A 21,634-nucleotide genomic window follows, 5' to 3' on the forward strand; every position below is an offset into this window, starting at 1 on the left:
CAGGTACGAACCGTGATGAGTGTCCGTCTTGACTCCAGCGCCCGGCCTAAAAGTGTTGTCTTCCCTGTTGGTACTCGCCGCGCTGTGGCTGGTCACGCCTGCCTGCGTTGCCGGGGCCATCGAAGTGAAGATCGGCGCCGCGCATTTCCCTCCTTATACGGTCCGCCCCGAGCAGGGCGCGGACACCGGCTTGCTGCCACAACTGGTGGAAGCGCTCAACCGGCTGCAGCAGGACTACCGCTTCGTGCTGGTGCCGACCTCCATTCAGCGGCGCTTCGGCGACTTCCAGCAAGGTCGCACCGACATGGCGATTTTCGAGAACCCGCAATGGGGCTGGCAAAGCATTCCGCATCAGACCGTGGACATGGGCCTCGAGGATGCCGAGGTATTCGTCGCCAAGAAGCTCGACAACCGTGATCAGCGCTACTTCGATGACCTGAGGGGGAAGCGGCTGGCGCTGTTCAATGGCTACCACTACGCATTCGCCGCTTTCAACCCCGACCCGAACTACCTACGCAAGACCTACAACGCGACGCTGACCTATTCCCATGACAGCAACCTGTTGATGGTTCAGGCCGGCCGCTCCGACATCGCCCTGGTGACCCGTTCCTACCTGAGCGATTTCATGGTGCGCAACCCGGAAAGCCTGGCGCAGTTGATGGCCTCGGAGCGGGTCGACCAGGTCTACCACCACTACGCGTTGCTCCGCCCCGATGCCCCCATCAGCGACAAGGCGTTCGCCGGGTTGCTGCGTGACCTGCGAGAGACCGGCGAACTGTCGCGGATCTTCCAGCCATACCGCATTACCGTGGAAACCCCCGGCGACTAAATTCCTGCAGCGTGGTCACGTTTTCAGGTGTGAGCCTTTCTATTCTCTACCTGTGAGCCATGACCATGCCGTTCGATGCCGCTTCGCAGCCCTTGTCCCTGCCACGCTGGCGCAGCCTGAGCGCCGATGAGGGAGACTGCTGGCTGAGCCTGACCCTTGAAGGTCGCCCGTTGATCCGGGTGCGCCTGGAGCCGGCTGAAACCCTGCACGTTCACCTTGAACGCCTTTGCCCGGAGCGTCCGTACCAAGCCTTGTGGGCCGCGTGCTATTGGTTGCTGTCGCGCGACCCCGCGCGCCAGCGCCTGGCCTGGCGTCTGCCCGAGCCTGTGCCGCAGGCATTGACCAGCGGCCTATTGCTGAGTGCCGACCAGCCGGGGCACTACCTGTGCGAACGCACCCTGTTCTGGCAATTGCCCCAGCCCTGGCTTGGCCAGGTCGCCAGCGAGCCCTATCCGCAGCAGATGCAGATCAGCCATGGCAAGCGTCACCCCCGCCGTGCACCGAAACCCCGTGGTGAGGTGTATCGCCGTTTCGATGCCCGCCTGGGCAGCTGGGTATCGTTGCGCACCCTGGAAATCGACCAGGACCTGGAGCGCTTCAACCGCTGGCAGAACAATCCGCGCGTCGAGCAGTTCTGGCAGGAGGGCGGCTCCCTGGAGCAGCATCGCGAATACCTGACCAAGCTCGACGCCGACCCTCATACCCTGACGCTGATCGGCTGTTTCGATGACCAGCCTTTTGCCTACTTCGAAGCCTACTGGGCGAAAGAGGACCGCATCGCTCCGTTCTACCCTGCGGACGATTACGATCGAGGCGTGCATATGCTGGTGGGCGAGGAGACGCACCGAGGGCCGCACAAGGTCGCGAGCTGGTTATCGGCCCTGGTGCATTACCTGTTCCTGGACGACCCGCGTACCCAGCGGGTGGTGGCCGAACCACGCGCCGACAATGGCAAGATGATCGGCTACATGCACGACCAGTGCTTCCACTGCGAGAAAGAGTTCGACTTCCCGCACAAGCGTGCGGCGCTGATGATCCTGGGGCGCGAGCGCTTCTTCGATCATTGCAAGCTGGTTTGACGGTATCTCAACAAGAACTGCGCAGCCCGGGTGAGAGCGCCGGGTGGGAGCGGCCTTTTATCGCGAAGAGGCCGCTCCCCGGGGGGCGGAAAACGGCCTGAAAAACTCAGGCCTGTCGGCTGGCCGTCTTGCGGCAATGTACCAGGGCGTCGCGAATCATGAAATTCACCAGCGTTGGCGACACGCCCAGTTCCTTGGCGATGTCCTTCTGTGGCACGCCGTGCAGGCGGTACATCTCAAAGGCGTAGCGAGTGCGCTGCGGCAGTTCGTTGAGCGCATCGGCAATGTGCTCCAGGGTGGCGAGGTTGATGTGCGTAGCTTCCGGCGAGGCGTTCTGGAGGACCACATTCAGGCCTTCCTCTTCACTCCCGGAGTACTTCAGTTCCATCGCCTGCTTGCGGTAGTGGTCGATGGCCAGGTTACGCACGATCTGAAACAGGTAGCTGAGCTGGGCCTTGAATGACGAGGTGATCTGCGGAGCAGCGCTCAGACGGAAGAAAGCGTCCTGTACGACATCTTCAGCGCGTGAGCGACAACCCGTGATGCGGGCGGCGATCTTCACCAGAATGCGGCGATTGTCGACGAATGCCTGGAGTAATGGTGAATCGCACTTACTTGTGGATAGTTGTTCCGCCATGGAAATCACCTTGTCTCAGATGGGAGAGGTCGCACCCCATGTGGGGTAGCTTCCTACGACGTGCGACAAGCTATTCGTAATGATAATTAATGTCAAATACGAAACGTAATTAGTAAATATAACCTTCGGGAATATCCGCTACGAAGCCGCCGTGGGCGCGAGCGTGCTCACGATGCGCCGTGGGCGGTGCTCTGCCCGCGCCCCATTTCCATCCCTCCCGACGCTAATTTCTTCCCCCACCAATCCGTTCACCTGTGTACATCCGGCCGCCGAGCGCTGCCCGCCGACCACCGCGTGGGCAGCTGGCCCGACTTACCCAGACACTGGCAGGAACCCCCCATGACGGACGCCTTCGAACTCCCGCTCACGCTGGTCCAGGCCCTGGCGCAACGCGCCGCGCAGACACCGGACCGCATCGCCTTGCGCTTTCTGGCCGATGACCCCAGCGAGCAGGCCGTGCTTAGCTACCGGGACCTGGACGCGCGCGCTCGCACCATAGCCGCCGCCCTGCAGGTGCGAACCGCACGAGGGGACCGCGCCGTGCTGCTGTTCCCAAGCGGCCCGGATTACGTTGCGGCGTTCTTCGGTTGCCTGTATGCCGGCGTCATCGCCGTTCCGGCCTACCCGCCGGAGTCATCGCGCCGCCATCATCAAGAGCGCCTGCTGTCGATCATCGACGACGCCGAGCCGCGCCTGCTGCTGACCGTCACTGCGCTGCACGACAGCCTGCAGGGCCTGGAAGCCTTGAGCGCGGACAATGCTCCGGCACTGTTGGCGGTGGACAGCCTGGACCCTGCGCTGGCGGCGTCCTGGCGCGAACCTGCGCTGGCGTGCGATGACATCGCCTTCCTGCAGTACACCTCCGGCTCCACCGCCTTGCCCAAAGGGGTCCAGGTCAGTCACGGCAACCTGGTGGCCAATGAGCAACTCATTCGCCATGGTTTCGGCATCGACCTGAACCCGGACGATGTGATCGTCAGCTGGCTGCCGCTTTACCACGACATGGGCCTGATCGGCGGCCTATTGCAGCCGATCTTCAGCGGTGTGCCGTGTGTATTGATGTCGCCAGGCTACTTCCTCGCCAGGCCGCTGCGTTGGTTGCAGGCGATCAGCGCGTACGGCGGCACCATCAGTGGCGGCCCTGACTTCGCCTACCGACTGTGCAGCGAGCGGATCAGCGAGGCGGCCCTGGCCGGGCTCGACCTCAGCCGGTGGCGCGTGGCGTATTCCGGCTCCGAGCCCATCCGCCAGGACAGCCTCGCCACCTTCGCCGACAAGTTCCAGTCCTGCGGTTTCCAACCGAGCAGCTTCTTTGCCAGTTACGGCCTGGCCGAGGCCACGCTGTTCGTCAGCGGCAGCCGTCGTGGCCAGGGTATCGCTGCGTTGGAACTGGACGCCGAAGCGTTTGCCGCCAACCGCGCCGAGCCGGGCGAGGGCAGTGTGCTGATGAGCTGTGGTTATCCGCAGCCTGGACACGCTGTGCGTATCGTCGAGCCACAACGGCTCGAGGTGCTGAGTGACAACCAGGTGGGCGAGATCTGGGCGGGTGGCCCGAGCATCGCCCTGGGCTACTGGCGCAACCGTGAGGCCACTGCCCGGACCTTCGTCGAGGCGGACGGCCAGACCTGGCTGCGCACCGGCGACCTGGGGTTCATGCGCGATGGCGAGGTGTTCGTCACCGGTCGCCTGAAGGACATGCTCATCGTCCGTGGGCAGAATCTGTACCCGCAAGATCTGGAAAGAACCCTCGAGCGTGAAGTGGCGGTGCTACGCAAAGGTCGCGTAGCGGTGTTCGCCGTCGACGATCAGGGCGAGGAGGGCATTGGCGTTGCGGTAGAGGTCAGCCGCAGCGTGCAGAAGGCCGTCGAGCCTCACGAACTGATCAAGGCCCTGCGCCAGGTGATCGCTGATGCCTGCCGTCAGGCCCCCGCCGTAGTGTTGCTGCTCAATCCCGGCGCGCTGCCCAAGACCTCAAGCGGCAAGCTGCAACGCTCGGCCTGCCGTCTGCGCATGAGCGACGGTAGCCTGGACTGCTATGCGCGTTACCCGGCACCTGCCGAGCCGGCCATCGCCACGGCCGTTGGCGACGCTCTGCAGGCGCGCATCGCGACAGCCTGGCGCGAGGTGCTCAAGGTCGAAGCGGTGGCCGCGGACGATCACTTCCTGCTGCTGGGCGGCAACTCCATCGCTGCTACCCAGGTGACTGCACGCCTGGCCGACGAGTTAGGCATCGACCTGGGGCTGCGCACGCTGTTCGAAGCGCCCATCCTGGCGGACTACCGTGCTGCCGTGGCGGCCATCCTTGCCCAGGGCAGTGCCAAGGCGACGGTTATCAGCAGCCTGAGCCGTGGCCAGGCGCTGCCACAGTCGCTGGCGCAGAACCGCCTGTGGTTGCTGTGGCAGCTGGCGCCGCAGTCGGCGGCCTACAACATTCCCGCCGGCCTGCACTTGCGCGGCGAGCTGGACGTCGCTGCACTGGAAGCTGCGTTCCAGGCCCTAGTGGCCCGCCATGAATCGCTGCGTACGCTGTTCAGCGAAGAAGGCGGCCAGGCGTTGCAGCGGATCCTGCCCGAGCGACCGTTCACTCTAAAGCGCGTGGACCTCCAAGGGCTGAGCGCCGATGACGTGGCGAGGCTGCGTGAGGAGGAGGCCCAGCATCCGTTCGACCTGACCGGCGACCCGCTGTTGCGGGTGACCCTGGTGCGCCTGGATGACGAGGACCATCAGCTGTGGGTGACCCTGCACCACATCATTGCCGATGGCTGGTCGCTGAACATCCTGCTCGATGAGTTCGCCAAGTTGTATGCCGCACATTGCCAGGGCCTGCAAGCCAACCTCGCTCCCCTGTCGCTAGGCTATGCCGACTACGGCAACTGGCAGCGGCAGTGGCTGGCCGATGGCCAGGCGCAGCGCCAGTTGGCGTACTGGAAGGCCCGTCTGGGCGATGAACTGCCGGTGCTCGACCTGTGCACCGACCATCCGCGCTCCGCCCTGCGCGACCGGCGCGCCGCGCGCCTCAACCTCAAGGTGTCGGCCAAGTTGGGCGACGCCATCAAAGGCCTGGCCCGAGAGCAGCAGGCGAGTCTGTTCATGGTCCTGCTGGCGGCATGGCAAGGCCTGTTGCACCGCTACAGCGGCCAGAACGACCTCTGCGTCGGCGTGCCCAATGCCAACCGTCCGCGCCTGGAAACCCAGGGCATGGTCGGCTTCTTCATCAACACCCAGGTGCTGCGCGCTAAGCTCCATGGCCGTCTGCCGTTCCAGCAGTTGCTGGCGCAGGTGCGCCAAGCGACCCTTGAAGCCCAGGCCAACCAGGACCTGCCGTTCGAACAACTGCTCGAAGCCTTGCCCGAAGCGCGCGAGCAAGGCCTGTTCCAAGTCATGTTCAACCACCAGCAACGCGACCTGTCTGCCCTGCGCCGCCTGCCCGGCCTTCTGGCCGAAGAGCTGCCGTGGCATAGCCGCGAAGCCAAGTTCGACCTGCAACTGCACAGCGAGGAAGACCACCAGGGCCGCCTGAGCCTGGCGTTCGACTACGCTGCCGAACGGTTCGAAGCCAGCACCATCGAGCGCCTGGCCCAGCACCTGCTGGCGTTGTTGGAGCAAGTCTGCGCCCAACCGCGGATGGCCTTGGGCGAGGTCCGTTTGCTGGATGAGCAGGGCCGCGAGCAACTGCTGGGTTGGGGCCAGGCCCCGATGCCAGCCCCTAAGAGCCTGCTGTTAGGGCAACTGAACGAGCAGGCCCGGCTGACCCCGCAGCGCACGGCGCTGGTGTGGGAGGGCGGTAGCCTCGATTACGCCGAACTGCACCAGCAGGCCAACCGGCTGGCCCACTACCTGCGCGACAAAGGCGTTGGCCCGGACACCTGCGTTGCCATTGCCATCGAGCGTTCACCGCAACTGCTGATCGGCCTGTTGGCCATTCTCAAGGCCGGTGGCGCCTATGTGCCGCTGGATGTCGATTACCCGGCCGAGCGTCTGGCCTACATGCTCGAAGACTGCAAGGCCGGCCTGCTGCTCAGTCACAGTGGCCTGCTCGACAGGCTGCCGCAGGTGGACGGCGTCAGCGCCATCGCACTCGACCAACTGCACCTGGACAGTTGGCCAAGCCAGGCGCCTGGCCTGCATCTGGATGGGGATAACCTGGCCTACGTGATCTACACCTCCGGCTCAACCGGACAACCCAAGGGCGTCGGCAATACCCACGCGGCCCTTGCCGAACGCCTGCAATGGATGCAGGCCACCTACGGCCTGAACGACAGCGACGTGCTGATGCAAAAGGCGCCGATCAGTTTCGATGTGTCGGTGTGGGAGTGCTTCTGGCCGCTGGTCACCGGCTGCCGCCTGGTGCTGGCCGGCCCCGGCGAGCATCGCGACCCGCACCGCATCGCGGCGCTGGTGCAGCAGCATGGCGTGACCACGCTGCACTTCGTCCCGCCGTTGCTGCAAGTGTTCGTGCAAGAGCCGCTGACTGCCGGCTGCACCAGCCTGCGGCGAGTGTTCTCCGGTGGCGAGGCGCTGTCGGCGAACCTGCGTGACCGTGTGCTGCAAGTGCTACCGCAGGTGCAGTTGCACAACCGTTATGGCCCGACCGAAACTGCGATCAACGTTACCCACTGGCATTGCCAGGCAGAGGATGGTGAGCGTTCACCCATCGGCCGCCCGCTGGGGAATGTGATCTGCCGGGTGCTGGATGACGAGATGGAACTGACCGCCCCGGGTGTGCCGGGCGAACTGTACCTGGGCGGTGCGGGTCTGGCGCGGGGCTATCTGGGCCGTCCGGGCCTGACCGCCGAACGCTTCGTGCCCCAGGTCGATGGTAACGGCGAACGCTTGTACCGCAGTGGCGACCGTGCCCGCTGGCAGATGCAGGTCCAGGCGCTGGAGTACCTGGGTCGCCTCGATCAGCAGGTGAAAGTGCGCGGGTTCCGCGTCGAGCCCGAAGAGGTCCAGGCCTGCCTGCTGAGCCAGTCCGGTGTCGACCAGGCCCTGGTGCTCATCCACAAGGATGGGATCAGTGCACGACTGGTCGGCTACTACAGTGGCACCGCCCAGCCTGAAGCGCTGGTGGCGGCCCTGGCAGAGCGGTTGCCGGCCTACATGGTCCCTGCGCAGTTGATTGCGCTGGCGCACCTGCCGCTGGGCCCCAGCGGCAAGGTCGATCGCAAGGCCTTGCCAGCGCCGGTCTGGCAGCAGCGCGAACATATCGAGCCACGAACTGCGTTGCAGCAGGAGGTGGCGGCGATCTGGTGCGCGGTGCTCAACCTGCCACGTATCGGCCTGCAGGACGACTTCTTCGACCTTGGCGGCCACTCGCTGCTGGCTACCCAGATCGTCTCCCGCACCCGCCAGGCCTGCGATGTCGAGCTGCCGCTCAAAGCCTTGTTCGAAGCCAGCGAGCTGGGCGCTTTCTGCGCCGAGATCGCTCGCATCCGCGAGGCTGGCGAGCGCAACCTGCAAGGCGAGATCGCACGTGTCGACCGCCGTCAGGCCGTGCCGCTGTCTTACTCTCAGCAGCGCATGTGGTTCCTCTGGCACATGGAGCCGGACAGCCCGGCCTATAACGTCGGTGGTATGGCCCGGCTGCGTGGCACTCTGGATGTGGAGGCCTTCGAGCGTGCCTTGCAGGCGCTGATCGTGCGCCATGAAACCCTGCGTACCACCTTCCCGAGCATCGACGGCGTGCCGTACCAGTGCGTTGCCGAGCACAGCGGCCTGCAGCTCGATTGGCAAGACTTCAGCACCTTGCCTGCCGATTCCCGCCAGCATCGTTTGCAGCAACTGGCCGATGCCCAGGCGCACCAGCCGTTCGACCTGGAGCGCGGCCCGCTGCTGCGTGCGTGCCTGACCAAGACCGAGGCGCACGAGCACTTCTTCGTCCTGACCTTGCACCACATCGTCACCGAAGGCTGGGCCATGGACATCTTCGCCCGCGAGCTGGGCGAGCTGTACGAGGCCTTTGTCGACGCGCGCGAATCGCCATTGGCGCCGCTGCCGGTGCAGTACCTCGACTACAGCGTGTGGCAACGCCAGTGGCTGGAGAGCGGTGAGGGCACCCGTCAGCTGGCCCTCTGGAAAGCCCGCCTGGGCGATGAACACCCGGTGCTGGCCCTGCCGTCCGACCGCCCGCGCCCGGCCGTGCAGAGCCACCGGGGGGAGCTGTATCGCTTCGACCTCGACCCGGCGCTGGTGGCGCGCGTGCATGCCTTCAACAGCCAACGTGGCCTGACGTTGTTCATGACCATCACCGCCACGCTGGCCGCATTGCTGCACCGCTACAGTGGCCAGCGCGACCTGCGCATCGGCGCGCCGGTGGCCAACCGTATTCGTCCCGAGAGCGAGGGGCTAATCGGCGCCTTCTTGAACACCCAGGTGCTGCGCTGCGAGTTGGACGGACAGATGACCGGCACCGCGCTGCTCGATCAGGTGCGCCAGGTCGCCATCGAGGCCCAGTCGCACCAGGACCTGCCGTTCGACCAACTGGTCGAAGCCCTGCAGCCGCCGCGCAGCAGTGCCTACAACCCGCTGTTCCAAGTCATGTGCAACGTCCAGCGCTGGGCCTTCCAGCAGCGCCGCGAACTGGCGGGCATGCAGGTGGACTACCTGGTCAACGATGCCAGTGCCACCAAGTTCGACCTTTATCTGGAGGTCACCGACCTGGACGGCCGCCTCGGCTGCTGCCTGACCTACAGCCGCGACCTGTTCGACGAACCGCGCATCGCGCGCATGGCCGAGCACTGGCAGCAGTTGCTGGTCGGCCTGCTCGACGATCCTCAACGACGTCTGTGCGAGTTGCCGATGCTGAGCCACACCGAGCAGCAGGTGCTGGTGGGCCATTTGCAGGGCGAGCCGGACCACGGACTCAACCAGACCCTTCACGGCCTGTTCGCCATCCAGGCCGCCAGTACCCCGCAAGCCCTGGCACTGACCTTCGCCGGCCAGCACCTGAGCTACGCCGAGCTGGACCAACGGGCCAACCGCCTGGCCCGGGCCCTGCGCGAGCGCGGTGTCGGCCCGCAGGTACGGGTGGGCCTGGCCCTCGAGCGCTCGTTGGAGATGGTCGTCGGCCTGTTGGCCATTCTCAAGGCCGGCGGTGCCTATGTGCCGCTGGACCCCGAATACCCGCTCGACCGTTTGCACTACATGATCGAGGACAGCCGCATCGGCCTGTTGCTGAGCCAGCGCACGCTGCTGGAGGCGCTCGGCGAGCTGCCCGATGGCGTGGCCCGCTGGAGCCTCGAAGATGATGCCGTCAGCCTGTCCGCCTACAGCGATGCGCCGCTGGACAACCTCAACCTGCCACAGCACCAGGCGTACCTGATCTACACCTCCGGCTCTACCGGCAAGCCCAAGGGCGTGGTGGTCAGCCACGGTGAAATCGCCATGCACTGCCAGGCGGTGATCGCCGCCTTCGGCATGCGTAGCGACGACTGCGAGCTGCACTTCTATTCGATCAACTTCGACGCAGCCAGCGAGCGCCTGCTGGTGCCGCTGCTGTGCGGTGCCCGCGTGGTGCTGCGCGCACAGGGGCAGTGGGGCGCCGAGGACATTTGCCAACTGGTGCGCGAACAACAGGTGAGCGTGCTGGGCTTCACCCCGAGCTATGGTAGCCAGCTGGCCCAGTACCTGGCGGGGCGGGGCGAGCAACTGCCGGTGCGCCTGGTCATCACCGGCGGCGAGGCGCTGACCGGCGAGCACCTGCAACGCATTCGCCAGGCCTTCGCGCCGCAACAGTTCTTCAACGCCTACGGGCCGACCGAAACGGTGGTGATGCCGCTGGCCTGCCTGGCGCCGCAGACCCTGCCCGCCGATGCCGGCAGCGTGCCGATCGGCCGGGTGATCGGCGCACGTAGCGCTTACATTCTCGACGAGGACCTGGCGCTCCTGCCCCAGGGCGGCATCGGCGAGCTGTACATCGGTGGTGCGGGTTTGGCCCAGGGTTACCACGACCGCCCCGGGCTCACTGCCGAACGCTTCGTCGCCGACCCATTCAGCCATGATGGCGGTCGCCTGTACCGCACCGGCGACCTGGTGCGCCTGCGTGCCGACGGGTGTGTGGAGTACATCGGGCGTGCCGACCAGCAAGTGAAGATCCGCGGTTTCCGGATCGAGCTTGGCGAGATCGAGAGCCGCCTGCAGGAGCATGCCGATGTCGACGACGCGGTGGTCCTGGCAATCGACCTGCCCGGTGGCAAGCAACTGGTGGGCTACCTGGTGTGCAGGCAGGCCACGGCGAGCGCCGAGGCCCAGGCCTCGCTGCGCGAAGCGATCAAGGCCGATGCCCGCCAGCACCTGCCGGACTACATGGTACCGGCGCACCTGGTGCTGCTCGACAGCCTGCCACTGACGGGCAACGGCAAGCTCGATCGCCGCGCACTGCCGCTGCCGGATCTCCAGCAAGCCCAACAGCATTACCTGGCCCCGAGCAACGAAGTCGAGGCACAGTTGGTGCAGCTCTGGTGTGAGGTGCTCAATGCTGCCCGCGTGGGCGTGCAGGACAACTTCTTCGAACTGGGCGGCGACTCGATCCTGTCGATCCAGGTGGTCAGCCGTGCCCGTCAGCTGGGCCTGCAGTTCACCCCGCGCGACCTGTTCCAGCACCAGACCATCCAGACCCTCGCCGCCGTGGTCAGCCGCAGCGCTGCGCCAAGCGACATCGAGCAGGGCTTGCGGCAGGGGCGTAGTGGCCTGACGCCGATCCAGCACTGGTTCTTCGACAGCCAGGTCACCCAGCCACAACACTGGAACCAGGCTGTGCTGCTGCAAGCTCGCCAAGCACTGGACAGCACGGTGCTGGAGCGCGCCCTGGCCGGCCTGGTGGAACACCACGACAGCCTGCGCCTGCGCTTCGTCCAGGCCAATGGCCGTTGGCAAGCCGAGTATGCGGCGTCGGCCAGCCAGCAGTTGCTGTGGACCGCCACGGTCAGCGACTTCGACGACTGCCAGGCGCTGTACACCGACGTGCAGCGCAGCCTCGACCTGCACCAAGGCCCACTGCTGCGCGCCTTGCTGGTGAGCGATGGGCAGGGCGCACAGCGCCTGTTGCTGGCGATCCACCACCTGGTGGTCGACGGTGTGTCCTGGCGTGTCTTGCTCGAAGACCTGCAAGCGCTCTACCGTGGCCAGACGCTCGCTGCCAAGACCCATGCCATGGGCGACTGGGCAGCACGCTTGGCCAGCTACGCCGGCAGTGACTCGCTAAGAGACGAGCTGGATTGGTGGCAGGGGCAACTCGGCAATGTGCGCCACGAGTTGCCATGCGATCACCCTCAGGGCGGTAACCTGAACCGGCATGCGCGCACGCTGGCCATCGGCCTGGACGTGGAGCAGACCCGTCGGTTGCTTCAGCAGGCCCCGGCGGCTTACCACACCCAGGTCAATGACCTGCTGTTGACCGCGCTGGCCCGTGTCCTGTGCCGCTGGAGCGAGGACGAAACCGTACTGGTGCAGCTCGAAGGCCATGGCCGTGACGGGCTGTTCGAGGACATGGACCTGACTCGCAGCGTCGGCTGGTTCACCAACGCCTATCCGCTGTGCCTGAAGCCAGCGGTAGGCGACGACGAAAGCGCCCGCGCCACGTCCATCAAGCACATCAAGGAACAACTGCGCCAGGTACCGCACAAAGGTCTGGGTTACGGCGTGCTGCGCTACCTTGCCGATGACGTCGGGCGCGAGCGCATGGCGGCCCTGGCGCAGGCACGCATCACCTTCAACTACCTCGGGCAGTTCGACCAGCAGTTCGATGCCGCCGCGCTATTCCAGCCGCTGGATGCGCCAGCGGGCCTGGCCCATGACCTCGATGCGCCGCTGCCGAACTGGCTCAGCGTCGACGGCCAGGTCTATGGCGGCGCCTTGCAACTGCGCTGGACCTACAGCGCCGAGCGCTACGACGACTCGACCATCGCCCGTCTGGCCGAGGCCTATCGCCAAGAGTTGCTCGCACTGGTCGAGCATTGCCTGGCCGATGGCAACGGCAGCTTCACCCCATCAGATTTCCCCCTGGCTCGCCTGACCCAGGAGCAGATCGACGCCTTGCCGGTACCCGCCGACGAGATCGAAGACGTCTACCCGCTGACGCCGATGCAGGAAGGCCTGCTGTTGCACACGCTGCTGGAACCCGGCACCGGCATCTACTACATGCAAGACCGCTACCGCATCAACAGCGCGCTGGACCCTGAACGCTTCACCCAGGCCTGGCAGGCCGTGGTGGCGCGCCACGAAGCCTTGCGCGCATCGTTCAGCTGGAACGCTGGCGAGGCGATGCTGCAGATCATCCACAAACCCGCCAGAACGCCGGTGGATTACCAAGACTGGCGCGGCCTGGACGACGCCACCCAGGAGGCGCGTTTGCACGCCCTGCACAAGCAGGAGCGCGAGGCCGGTTTCGCGCTGCTGCGCGAGGCGCCGTTCCACCTGCGTCTGGTGCGGGTTGCCGACGAGCGCTACTGGTTCATGATGAGCAACCACCACATCCTCATCGACGCCTGGTGCCGTTCGCTGCTGATGAACGACTTCTTCGAGCTCTACCAGGCCCTCGGCGAAGGTCGCCAGGCCCAATTACCGGTACCGCCGCGCTACCGCGACTACATCGGCTGGCTGCAGCGCCAGGACCTGGACGAAGCCCGTGCCTGGTGGCGGGCCAACCTGGCCGGCTTCGAGCGCGCCACCGCCATCCCGAGCGATCGCCCGCTGCGCCATGATCGTGCCGGCGACGGCATGGTGGTCGGCGATTGCTACACCCGCCTTGAGGTCGGCGAAGGTGTGCGCCTGCGTGAGCTGGCCCAAGCCCATCAGCTTACCGTCAACACCTTCGCCCAGGCGGCCTGGGCCCTGGTGCTGGCGCGCTACAGCGGCGACCGCGACGTCGCCTTTGGCGTGACCGTGGCCGGACGCCCGGTGAGCATGCCGCAAATGCAGCGCACCGTTGGCCTGTTCATCAACAGTATCGCCCTGCGCGTACAGCTGCCCGACGCGGGCCAGCGCCGCAGCGTGCGCCAGTGGCTGCAAGGGCTGCTTGAGCGCAACATGGAGCTGCGCGAGTACGAGTACCTGCCGTTGGTTGCGATTCAGGAATGCAGCGAACTGCCCAAGGGTCAGCCGCTGTTCGACAGCCTGTTCGTGTTCGAGAACGCCCCGGTGGAAACCGCCGTGCTTGACCACGCCCAGCACCTGAATGCCAGCTCCGACTCGGGCCGCACCCACACCAACTTCCCGCTGACCGCCGTGTGCTATCCAGGCGATGACCTGGGCCTGCACCTGTCGTTCGACCAGCGCTACTTCGACTATCCGACCGTCGAGCGCCTGCTGGCTGAGTTCAAGCGTCTGCTGCTGGCCTTGGTCGAGGGCTTCGAAGGCGATGTCAGCGAGCTGCCGTTGCTGGGGGTCGAAGAACAGCGCTTCCTGCTTGAAGACTGCAACCGCACCGAGCGTGCCTACGCCCTTGATCAGAGCTATGTCGAGCTGTTCGAGGCTCAGGTCGCCGCCAGCCCTGAGCGAACCGTCGCCCGCTGCCTGGAGGCGTCGTACGACTACGCCGGCCTGAACCTGGCGGCCAACCGGCTGGGCCATGCATTGGTCGCCGTCGGCGTGGCCATCGACCAGCCAGTGGCCCTGTTGGCCGAGCGCGGCTTGCCGCTGCTGGGCATGATCGTCGGCAGTTTCAAGGCCGGGGCAGGCTACCTGCCGCTGGATCCGGGCCTGCCGACGACGCGGCTGCAGCGCATCGTTGAACTCAGCCGCACCCCGGTGCTGGTGTGCAGCGCGGCCTGTGCCGAGCAGGCGCGTCAGTTGCTCGATGAGCTGGGCGGCGTGATGCGGCCGAAGCTGTTGGTCTGGGAAGAGGTGCAAGCCAGCCGCGTCGCCAGTCATAACCCCGGCATTCACAGCGGGCCGGACAACCTGGCCTATGTGATCTACACCTCCGGTTCCACCGGTTTGCCCAAAGGCGTGATGGTCGAGCAGCGCGGCATGCTCAACAACCAGCTGAGCAAGGTGCCGTACCTGGCACTGAGCGAGCAGGACGTGATCGCCCAGACTGCCTCGCAGAGCTTCGACATTTCGGTCTGGCAGTTCCTGGCCGCGCCGCTGTTCGGGGCCAGGGTCGAGATCGTGCCGAATGCCATTGCCCATGACCCGCAAGGCTTGCTGGCCCACGTTCAAACCACCGGTATCACTGTGCTGGAAAGCGTGCCTTCGTTGATTCAGGGCATGTTGGCCAACGACCACCAGACCCTGGATGGGTTGCATTGGATGCTGCCCACTGGCGAAGCCATGCCACCGGAGCTGGCGGCGCAGTGGCTGCAGCGTTACCCGGCCATTGGCCTGGTTAACGCCTACGGCCCGGCGGAGTGTTCGGACGATGTGGCGTTCTTCCGCGTCGATGCTGACTCCGCCCGCGGTAGCTACCTGCCCATCGGAACGCCGACTGACAACAACCGTCTGTACCTGTTTGGAGAAGACCTGACACTGGCGCCACTGGGCGCGGTGGGTGAGCTGTGTGTTGCCGGTACCGGCGTCGGTCGTGGTTATGTGAGCGACCCGGTGCGCACGGCGCAGGTCTTCGTCCCGCATCCCTATGGCGCGCCGGGTGAGCGCCTGTACCGCACCGGCGACCTGGCGCGCCAGCGGCCGGATGGCGTGTTCGAGTATGTCGGGCGTATCGACCACCAAGTGAAGATCCGCGGTTTCCGCATCGAGCTAGGCGAGATCGAGGCGCGTCTGCACGAGCAGGCCGAGCTTCGCGATGCCGCTGTCGGTGTCCAGGACGGCGTCAACGGCAAGCACCTGGTCGGCTACCTGGTCGCCCATCAAGGCGTCGTCGCCGACGCTGCGTTGCTTGAGCAGGTCAAGCAGTGCCTGCGCAGCGAACTGCCGGAATACATGGTGCCGCTGCACTGGGGCTGGTTCGACAGCTTGCCGCACAACGCCAACGGCAAGCTTGACCGCAAGGCCCTACCGGCTATCGATATCGGCGGCCAGCACAGCCAGGCCTATGTTGCACCGCGCAATCCGCTGGAAGAGACACTGGCCGGCATCTGGGCCGATGTGCTCAAGGCCGAACGGGTAGGGGTGTGCGACAACTTCTTCGAGCTGGGCGGGCATTCGCTGCTGGCCACGCAGATCGCTTCGCGGGTGCAGAAGCAGCTGCAATTGAACGTGCCACTGCGGGCGATGTTCGAGTGCAGCACGGTGGAGGCGTTGGCTGAGTATGTGCAAGGGCTGCGCGACAGTGCGCTTGATGACGACAAGGTCGACCGGCTGAGTGATCTGATGGCGGAGCTGGAGGGGCTTTAAGGTGGGGGGCGCTTGGCGCCCCTTTTCATTGGCGTATGTTCATGCATGCATCCTTCGATATCACGGCGGTCGCGCGCGCCTGTGGCAGGCGTTATTGGCCCGAAACTAGCGTAGGAGCGAGCTTTGCTCGCGATGCGCCGCGCGGGCGGCGCTCGATTTGCGCAACACCACCAAACCCAGGGCAAGCGCCGCACAGCCCCCCCTCTACGCATTTACCGCTTACCCAGAATCTTCCCTAACATCTCCGGCCGCGGCGCCCCTTGCTGGCTCTGCAGATTCCCTTGCTCGTCTTGATAGAAAATCGCCGGCGTAGCCTGCAACCCCATTTCCTCCATCAAGGCGAGATGCGCCTCCAACTGCTTCTGTACCTTCTCAGGCACGTTCTCCAACGGCTTGAGCGTACTGCCCTTGCCGGCCCTCTCGTGCTCGGCCAGCGCCTTGGCCGGGTCCTTGGCGGCCAACAATGCAGCTGACTTGCCCGGGCTGTCCTCGCGGATGATGCCGACCATGATATGGCGCAACTGCACCTTGCCCGACTCGACCCAGGGCCGCGCCTGTTCCCAGAACATGTTGCAGTACGGGCAGTTGGGGTCGCTGAACAGGTACACCTTGCGCGGCGCATTGTCCTTGCCATCGGCGATCCAGGCGGTTTTCTCCATCTTCACCCAAATTTCCTTGCTCATCGGCGCATAGACCAGCTTCTGCAAAGGCTCGGCGCTGAGGTCCTTGCCCTGTTCGTCGAACAGGCTGCCGACCAGCACGTGCTTGCCATCAGGGGTGAGGTACAGGGCCAAGCCGTTGTTCTGGTATTCGGCGGCGTAGCCGCGCAGGCCGTTGGGGGCGTCGAAGCTGCCCTTGATCTCGGCGCCCTTGGCCTGGATCTGTTGGATCGCCTTGGGCAGCTCTTCTGCCTGCAGGATCGGGGCGGCCAGGAGGGCCAGGCTCAGGGGCAGCAGTGCAGTCGATCGCATGTCATTTTCCTTGTGCGGCAGGGGCGGGCGCGCTGGCCCGTTCGAAAGGTTCCAGGGCATGGCGCAGGCTGGCGCGCGACAACTCGCCCAGGTGGCTGCCGATCAACCGGCCATCGGCGTCATAGAACAACGTGGTGGGCAGGGCCATGGAGCCGACCCGCTGGGCCAGCAGGCCGGTGCCGTCAAAGAGCACGTGGGTCAGGCTCAGGCCGGTGGTGGCGAGGAAGGTGCTGACGTTTTCCGGCGTCTCGCCCTGGTTGACGAACAGGAAGGTCACATGCGGATAGTCGCCCTGGGCCTGCTGCAGCACCGGCATTTCCCGGCGGCATGGCGGGCACCAAGTGGCCCAGATGTTGATCACCAGCGGCTTGCCTCGGTAGCTGTGCAACGCCACGGCTTGCCCGCCGGCATTGGTCAGGCTCAGATCCGGCAACTCCGTGCCCTTGCTGTACAGGTGGCTGCCCAAGCTGGCCATGCCCCAGAACAGCGCGCCGCTGAACAATGCCCAACCCAGCGGGCGACGTAGACCAGGCTGGCGCCAGCCCTGCCACAGGGCGGCCAGGACGATACCGACCAAACCGGACCAGAACAGGAAGCCGCCGTCGCGGATGTCGATGATCTGCACCCAGTCATCGCGGTACATCGGCCAATAGGCCAGGACGAAGCCCAGGCGTGCGCACAGCAGGCCGATCAGGAACAGGTTGAACAGCGCCGACTCGGGGCTTTGGCCACCACGCCGGGCGACCCACCAGCCGATCAGACAGGCAACGGCCAGGGCGGCAAGCATCAGCAGATGGTTGAGGGCCATGGTCAACGGCCCGAGGGTGATGGTCAGCATCAACCTTGGCTCCTGGTCTGGGTCCAGTGTTGCACGAATGCCGGCGCGTCCACTTCACCGGTAATACGCCGGGCGCGACGTTCCTGGCCTTCTGGACCGATCCAGATGATGCTGGGCGGGCCGGGTACCTGGTAGCGTTGCAGCAGTTCGCGGCTGGCCGGTGAGTCGGCGGTCACGTCCAGGCGCAACAGGTGCACTCCGGCCAGGCTGGCCCGCACATCGCCACGGGCAAATACCTGTTTCTCCATGACCTTGCACGACACGCACCAGTCGGCATAGTAGTCGAGCATTACCCACTGGCCGCGCGCCTTGGCGGCATCCAGTTCGCGTTGCAGGTCCTCGGGGCGGCTTACGGTGGTGAAGGTATCCGCGTTGTGCGGTGTCGCGCTCACGGCGGTGCCTACGGTAAAGGGTCGCAGCGGTTGCCATGGGTCGTCACCACCGGCGGCGGCACCGACCAGTAGCAGGCCGCCCCATAGCGCGCCAAGCAAGGGTACCGCGCGCAGTGCAGGCAGGCGCTGCAAGGCTGGCCAGGCGGCCCAGGCCAGCGCGATCAGCCAGGCACCGCTCAGCGCCAGCACCAGCGTTTCAGCCAGCAAGCTGCGCACGGTGTACAGCGCCATGGCCAGGAACACGAAGCCGAACACGCCTTTGACGCGGTTCATCCAGGCGCCGGGGCGCGGCAGGTAACGGTTGCCCAGCGTCACCAGCAGCAACAGTGGCACACCCATGCCCAAACCCAGGGTGAACAGCACCAGACCGCCTTCGATGACATCGCCGCTCTGGGCGATGTACAGCAGCGCGCCGGCCAGTGGAGCTGTCATGCAGGGGCCCAGCAGCAACCCGGAAAGCGCGCCCAGCAGCGCGGCGCCGTACAGGTTGCCGCCACGGGTGCCTTGCCCGGCACGGTCCAGGCGGTCGCGCAGCGCGGCAGGCAGTTGCAGTTCGAATGCGCCGAACATGGGCAGGGCAAGGATCACGAACAGCCCCGCCAGGCTACCCAGCAACCAGGGTTGTTGCAGCCAGGCTTGCAGGCTGGCACCCAGCAGCGCGGCGACAACGCCAAGCGCCGCGTACACCAGCGCCATGCTCAGCACATATACCCCCGCCAGTACCCAGCCACGGCGGACGCTTGCACCGTTGCCGAGTACCAACCCAGCCAGAATCGGCAGCATCGGCAACGAGCACGGGGTGAAGGCCAGCAACAGGCCAAGGCCGAAGAAGGCCAGCAGGCTCCAGGCCAGGCCAGCTTGCTGCAGGTTGCTGGCCAATGCCTGGTCGCTGGCCTGATCGGCCACGGCCGTGGCGCTGCCGCCAAGGTCTATGGCCGTGGTTTGTGGCGGGTAGCACAAGCCGGCATCGGCGCAGCCTTGCCAACCCAGGCGCAGCTCACCCTTGGCGCTGGCCGGGATCAGCAGCTCCAGTTGGTCGCGATACACCGCGCTGTCACCGAAAAACGCGTCGTGGTGGTTCAGGGCAGGGGGCAATTGTGGGTGTTGGTCGGCCGCCAGGCCGTCGAACTTCAGGCGCTTCTGGTAAAGGTAGTAGCCCTGCTTGATCTGGAAGAACAGGCGCATCTGGCCATCGGCCTGGCGGTCCTGGGTCAGGACGAAGGCCTGGTCGACCGGCAGAAAGTCGGGTTTGACGTCAAACGGGTTGGCCTGCAGCGGGCCAGCCAGGAGAAATGTCAGGAAGAGCAGGAGAACGCGCATGTCTTCGCCTTGGCAATGCTTGGGATGCAGCCATGCTGGCCTGGGTTTATTAACTAAGGGTTAACGTAGCCCCAGCCGGCGCGACAACCCGTTATCGCCGCCGGAAAACCCAAGGTCCATAATCCCCTCTTAATCGCACCATAGTGCAATGCCTGTTAGACCATCCTGGGAGCCCCACCATGCACGTTCTGCTCTGCGAGGACGACGATCTGATCGCCAGCGGCATCTGCGCCGGCCTCACCGCCCAGGGCCTGACCGTGGACCGAGTGGCCAACGCAGCTGGCGCCCGTGCCATGCTCCAGGCCGCGCAGTTCGACGTCATGATTCTGGACCTGGGCCTGCCTGACGAAGACGGCCTGAAGTTGCTGCGTCGCCTGCGCCAGCAGGGCGAGAACCTGCCCGTGCTGGTGCTCACCGCGCGCGATGCGGTCACCGACCGGGTCGACGGCCTGCAGGCCGGTGCCGACGACTACCTGCTCAAACCCTTCGACCTGCGTGAGCTGGCTGCGCGTTTGCATACCCTGCTGCGACGGGTGGCCGGGCGCGCAGTGAATGTCATCGAGCATGGTCCGCTGCAGTATGACCCCAGCAGCTGCGAAGCGACCCTGGCCGGCAAATCGGTGGATCTGTCGCGGCGCGAGCAGGCCTTGCTCCAGGCGCTGCTGCAGAACCCCGGTCGGGTGTTGTCCAGCGAGCAGCTCAAGGATTGCGTGTACGGTTTTAGCGACGAGGTCGAAAGCAACGCATTGAACGTGCATATCCATCACCTGCGTCGCAAGCTCGGCAATGGCATCGTCGAAACCGTGCGTGGCTTGGGTTACCGTCTGGGGCCGGCCCAGGCGCCTGAAGAGGTTGCGCCATGAGCCTGCGCGTGCGCCTGAGCCTGATCCTGGGCAGCGCTTTCATTATCATCTGGGCCTTGGCTGCCGCCTGGATGCTGCGAGACCTGCGCCAGCAGATGATGTTCTCCCTCGACCAGCGCCTGGTGGCGTCTGCGCGGATGGTCGCCGGCCTGGTCGACCAGTTGCCGCAGCCTCTGACCGCCAAGGGCGAAGATGCACATTTTTCGGCCGATCAGTTCAGCGTGCCGGACGGCATGGCCTGCCAGGTCAGTTCGCTGCGAGGGGAGATTCTCGCCAGCAACCACAAGCACGACGGCGCCATGGATGACCAGCGCAGTGGTTTTCGCGATCAGACCATCGACGGAGCTTCGTGGCGTACCTTCACCTATAACCACGGCGACATACGTATCACCACCGCCGATCGCCATCAGGAGCGTGAGGCGCTGAACCAGTCGATTCTGCTGGCGGCATCAGCGCCGGTATTGATGGCATTGCTCGGCAGCCTGGGCTTGCTGTGGATCGGTTTGGGCAAAGGCCTGGAGCCGCTCAACCGCATGCGCGATGCCTTGCGCAGGCGTCGCGCCGACAGTGTCGAGCCGCTTCAGGTGGCGGGCTTGCCCAGCGAATTGCAACCTTTGCTGGAGACGCAGAACCAGCTGTTCCTGCGCATCGCCCAGACCATCGAGCGCGAGCGGCGCCTGACCGATGATGCCGCCCATGAACTGCGCAGCCCGCTGACCGCCATCAAGACCCACCTGCAGGTGGCGCGGATGACCGATGGCGCGGTTCGCGAGCAAGCGCTGGGGCACGCCGAGCAGGGCACCGACCGCATGCACCGCACGCTGGAGCAACTGCTGATGCTGGCCCGGGTGGAAGGCAGCCTGTCGTTCGAGGATGGCGTGCAGTGCAGCGCCGAGCAAGTGGCCCGCCAAGCGGTGCAGGATGCTGGGGGAGGGGACAATCGGCGCATCGTCTTGCGCCTGCCCGATGAAGCCGCGCAGATCTACCTGGGCATGCCCGCGCCGCTGGCCGTGGCGGCGCTGCGCAACCTGCTGGACAACGCCCTGCGCCATGGCGGTGAGGCGGCGGTGGAGCTGGATGTCCACATGGCCGATGGACAGGTGGGTTTCATGGTCCGCGACCACGGGCCGGGCATTGCCGAGCAGGACCTGGAGCACCTGACCGAGCGTTTCTGGCGCACTGGCAAGAGCGGCGGCTGCGGGTTGGGGCTGGCCATCGTGCAGGCGATCGTTCAGCGTTGTGCCGGCAGCCTCAGGTTCGACAGTCGCAGCGATGGGCTGCGGGTGCTGCTGCAGGTGCCAGCACGCTCGGGTAGCTGATCTTCCTTGGTCTCATCGCCGGCTTGCCGGCGATGAGACCGTCGAACCCTGCACAATTTCGCACATCAAACGCTAAATCCTCCTCGCGCCAAA

At 65.5% G+C, this 21,634-nt stretch carries 9 protein-coding genes; 5 read left to right on the forward strand and 4 right to left on the reverse strand.

Annotated features, from left to right (window positions below):
• Window positions 1-28 precede the first annotated feature (28 nt).
• Both C4Q26_RS20445 and C4Q26_RS20450 read left to right on the forward strand, forming a co-directional pair.
• Window positions 29-829, forward strand: a complete 801-nt coding sequence (locus C4Q26_RS20445; protein ID WP_023381398.1) for an ABC transporter substrate-binding protein — start codon at window positions 29-31, stop codon at window positions 827-829.
• 65 nt (window positions 830-894) lie between these two features.
• On the forward strand, window positions 895-1,908 hold the full coding sequence (locus tag C4Q26_RS20450) for a GNAT family N-acetyltransferase (RefSeq protein WP_104884061.1): 1,014 nt from the start codon (window positions 895-897) through the stop codon (window positions 1,906-1,908).
• Window positions 1,909-2,014: 106 nt separating this feature from the next.
• Here the strand turns inward: C4Q26_RS20450 and C4Q26_RS20455 are convergent, their stop codons facing one another.
• Window positions 2,015-2,545 (reverse strand): RNA polymerase factor sigma-70, encoded by a 531-nt coding sequence (locus C4Q26_RS20455; RefSeq protein WP_104883441.1) that lies wholly within the window; start codon window positions 2,543-2,545, stop codon window positions 2,015-2,017.
• 339 nt (window positions 2,546-2,884) lie between these two features.
• On the opposite strand from C4Q26_RS20455, the gene C4Q26_RS20460 reads away from it, so the two are divergent.
• Window positions 2,885-15,838, forward strand: a complete 12,954-nt coding sequence (locus C4Q26_RS20460) for a non-ribosomal peptide synthetase (RefSeq protein WP_104883442.1) — start codon at window positions 2,885-2,887, stop codon at window positions 15,836-15,838.
• Window positions 15,839-16,050: 212 nt separating this feature from the next.
• On the opposite strand, the gene dsbG is transcribed toward C4Q26_RS20460, so the two are convergent.
• The 3 genes from dsbG to dsbD are packed head-to-tail and all read right to left on the reverse strand — an operon-like array spanning window position 16,051 to window position 19,359.
• Window positions 16,051-16,809, reverse strand: a complete 759-nt coding sequence (gene dsbG / locus C4Q26_RS20465; protein WP_104883443.1) for a thiol:disulfide interchange protein DsbG — start codon at window positions 16,807-16,809, stop codon at window positions 16,051-16,053.
• A 1-nt stretch (window position 16,810) separates the two neighbouring features.
• A complete protein-coding gene (locus tag C4Q26_RS20470; protein WP_104883444.1) occupies window positions 16,811-17,647 on the reverse strand; it encodes a TlpA disulfide reductase family protein in 837 nt (278 codons plus the stop codon).
• Complete coding sequence (dsbD, locus tag C4Q26_RS20475) at window positions 17,647-19,359, reverse strand: protein-disulfide reductase DsbD (RefSeq protein ID WP_023381392.1); 1,713 nt, start codon at window positions 19,357-19,359, stop codon at window positions 17,647-17,649. Before dsbD ends, C4Q26_RS20470 begins: the two co-directional genes overlap by 1 nt.
• A 179-nt stretch (window positions 19,360-19,538) precedes the next feature.
• Here dsbD and C4Q26_RS20480 point away from each other — a divergent pair, with 179 nt between their 5' ends.
• Together C4Q26_RS20480 and C4Q26_RS20485 are read left to right on the forward strand one after the other, a co-directional pair.
• On the forward strand, window positions 19,539-20,222 hold the full coding sequence (locus C4Q26_RS20480; protein ID WP_023381391.1) for a response regulator transcription factor: 684 nt from the start codon (window positions 19,539-19,541) through the stop codon (window positions 20,220-20,222).
• Window positions 20,219-21,541 (forward strand): ATP-binding protein, encoded by a 1,323-nt coding sequence (locus C4Q26_RS20485; protein ID WP_104883445.1) that lies wholly within the window; start codon window positions 20,219-20,221, stop codon window positions 21,539-21,541. Before C4Q26_RS20480 ends, C4Q26_RS20485 begins: the two co-directional genes overlap by 4 nt.
• Window positions 21,542-21,634: the final 93 nt, after the last annotated feature.

Source organism: Pseudomonas sp. SWI44, from assembly GCF_002947915.1.
GTDB lineage: Bacteria > Pseudomonadota > Gammaproteobacteria > Pseudomonadales > Pseudomonadaceae > Aquipseudomonas > Aquipseudomonas taiwanensis.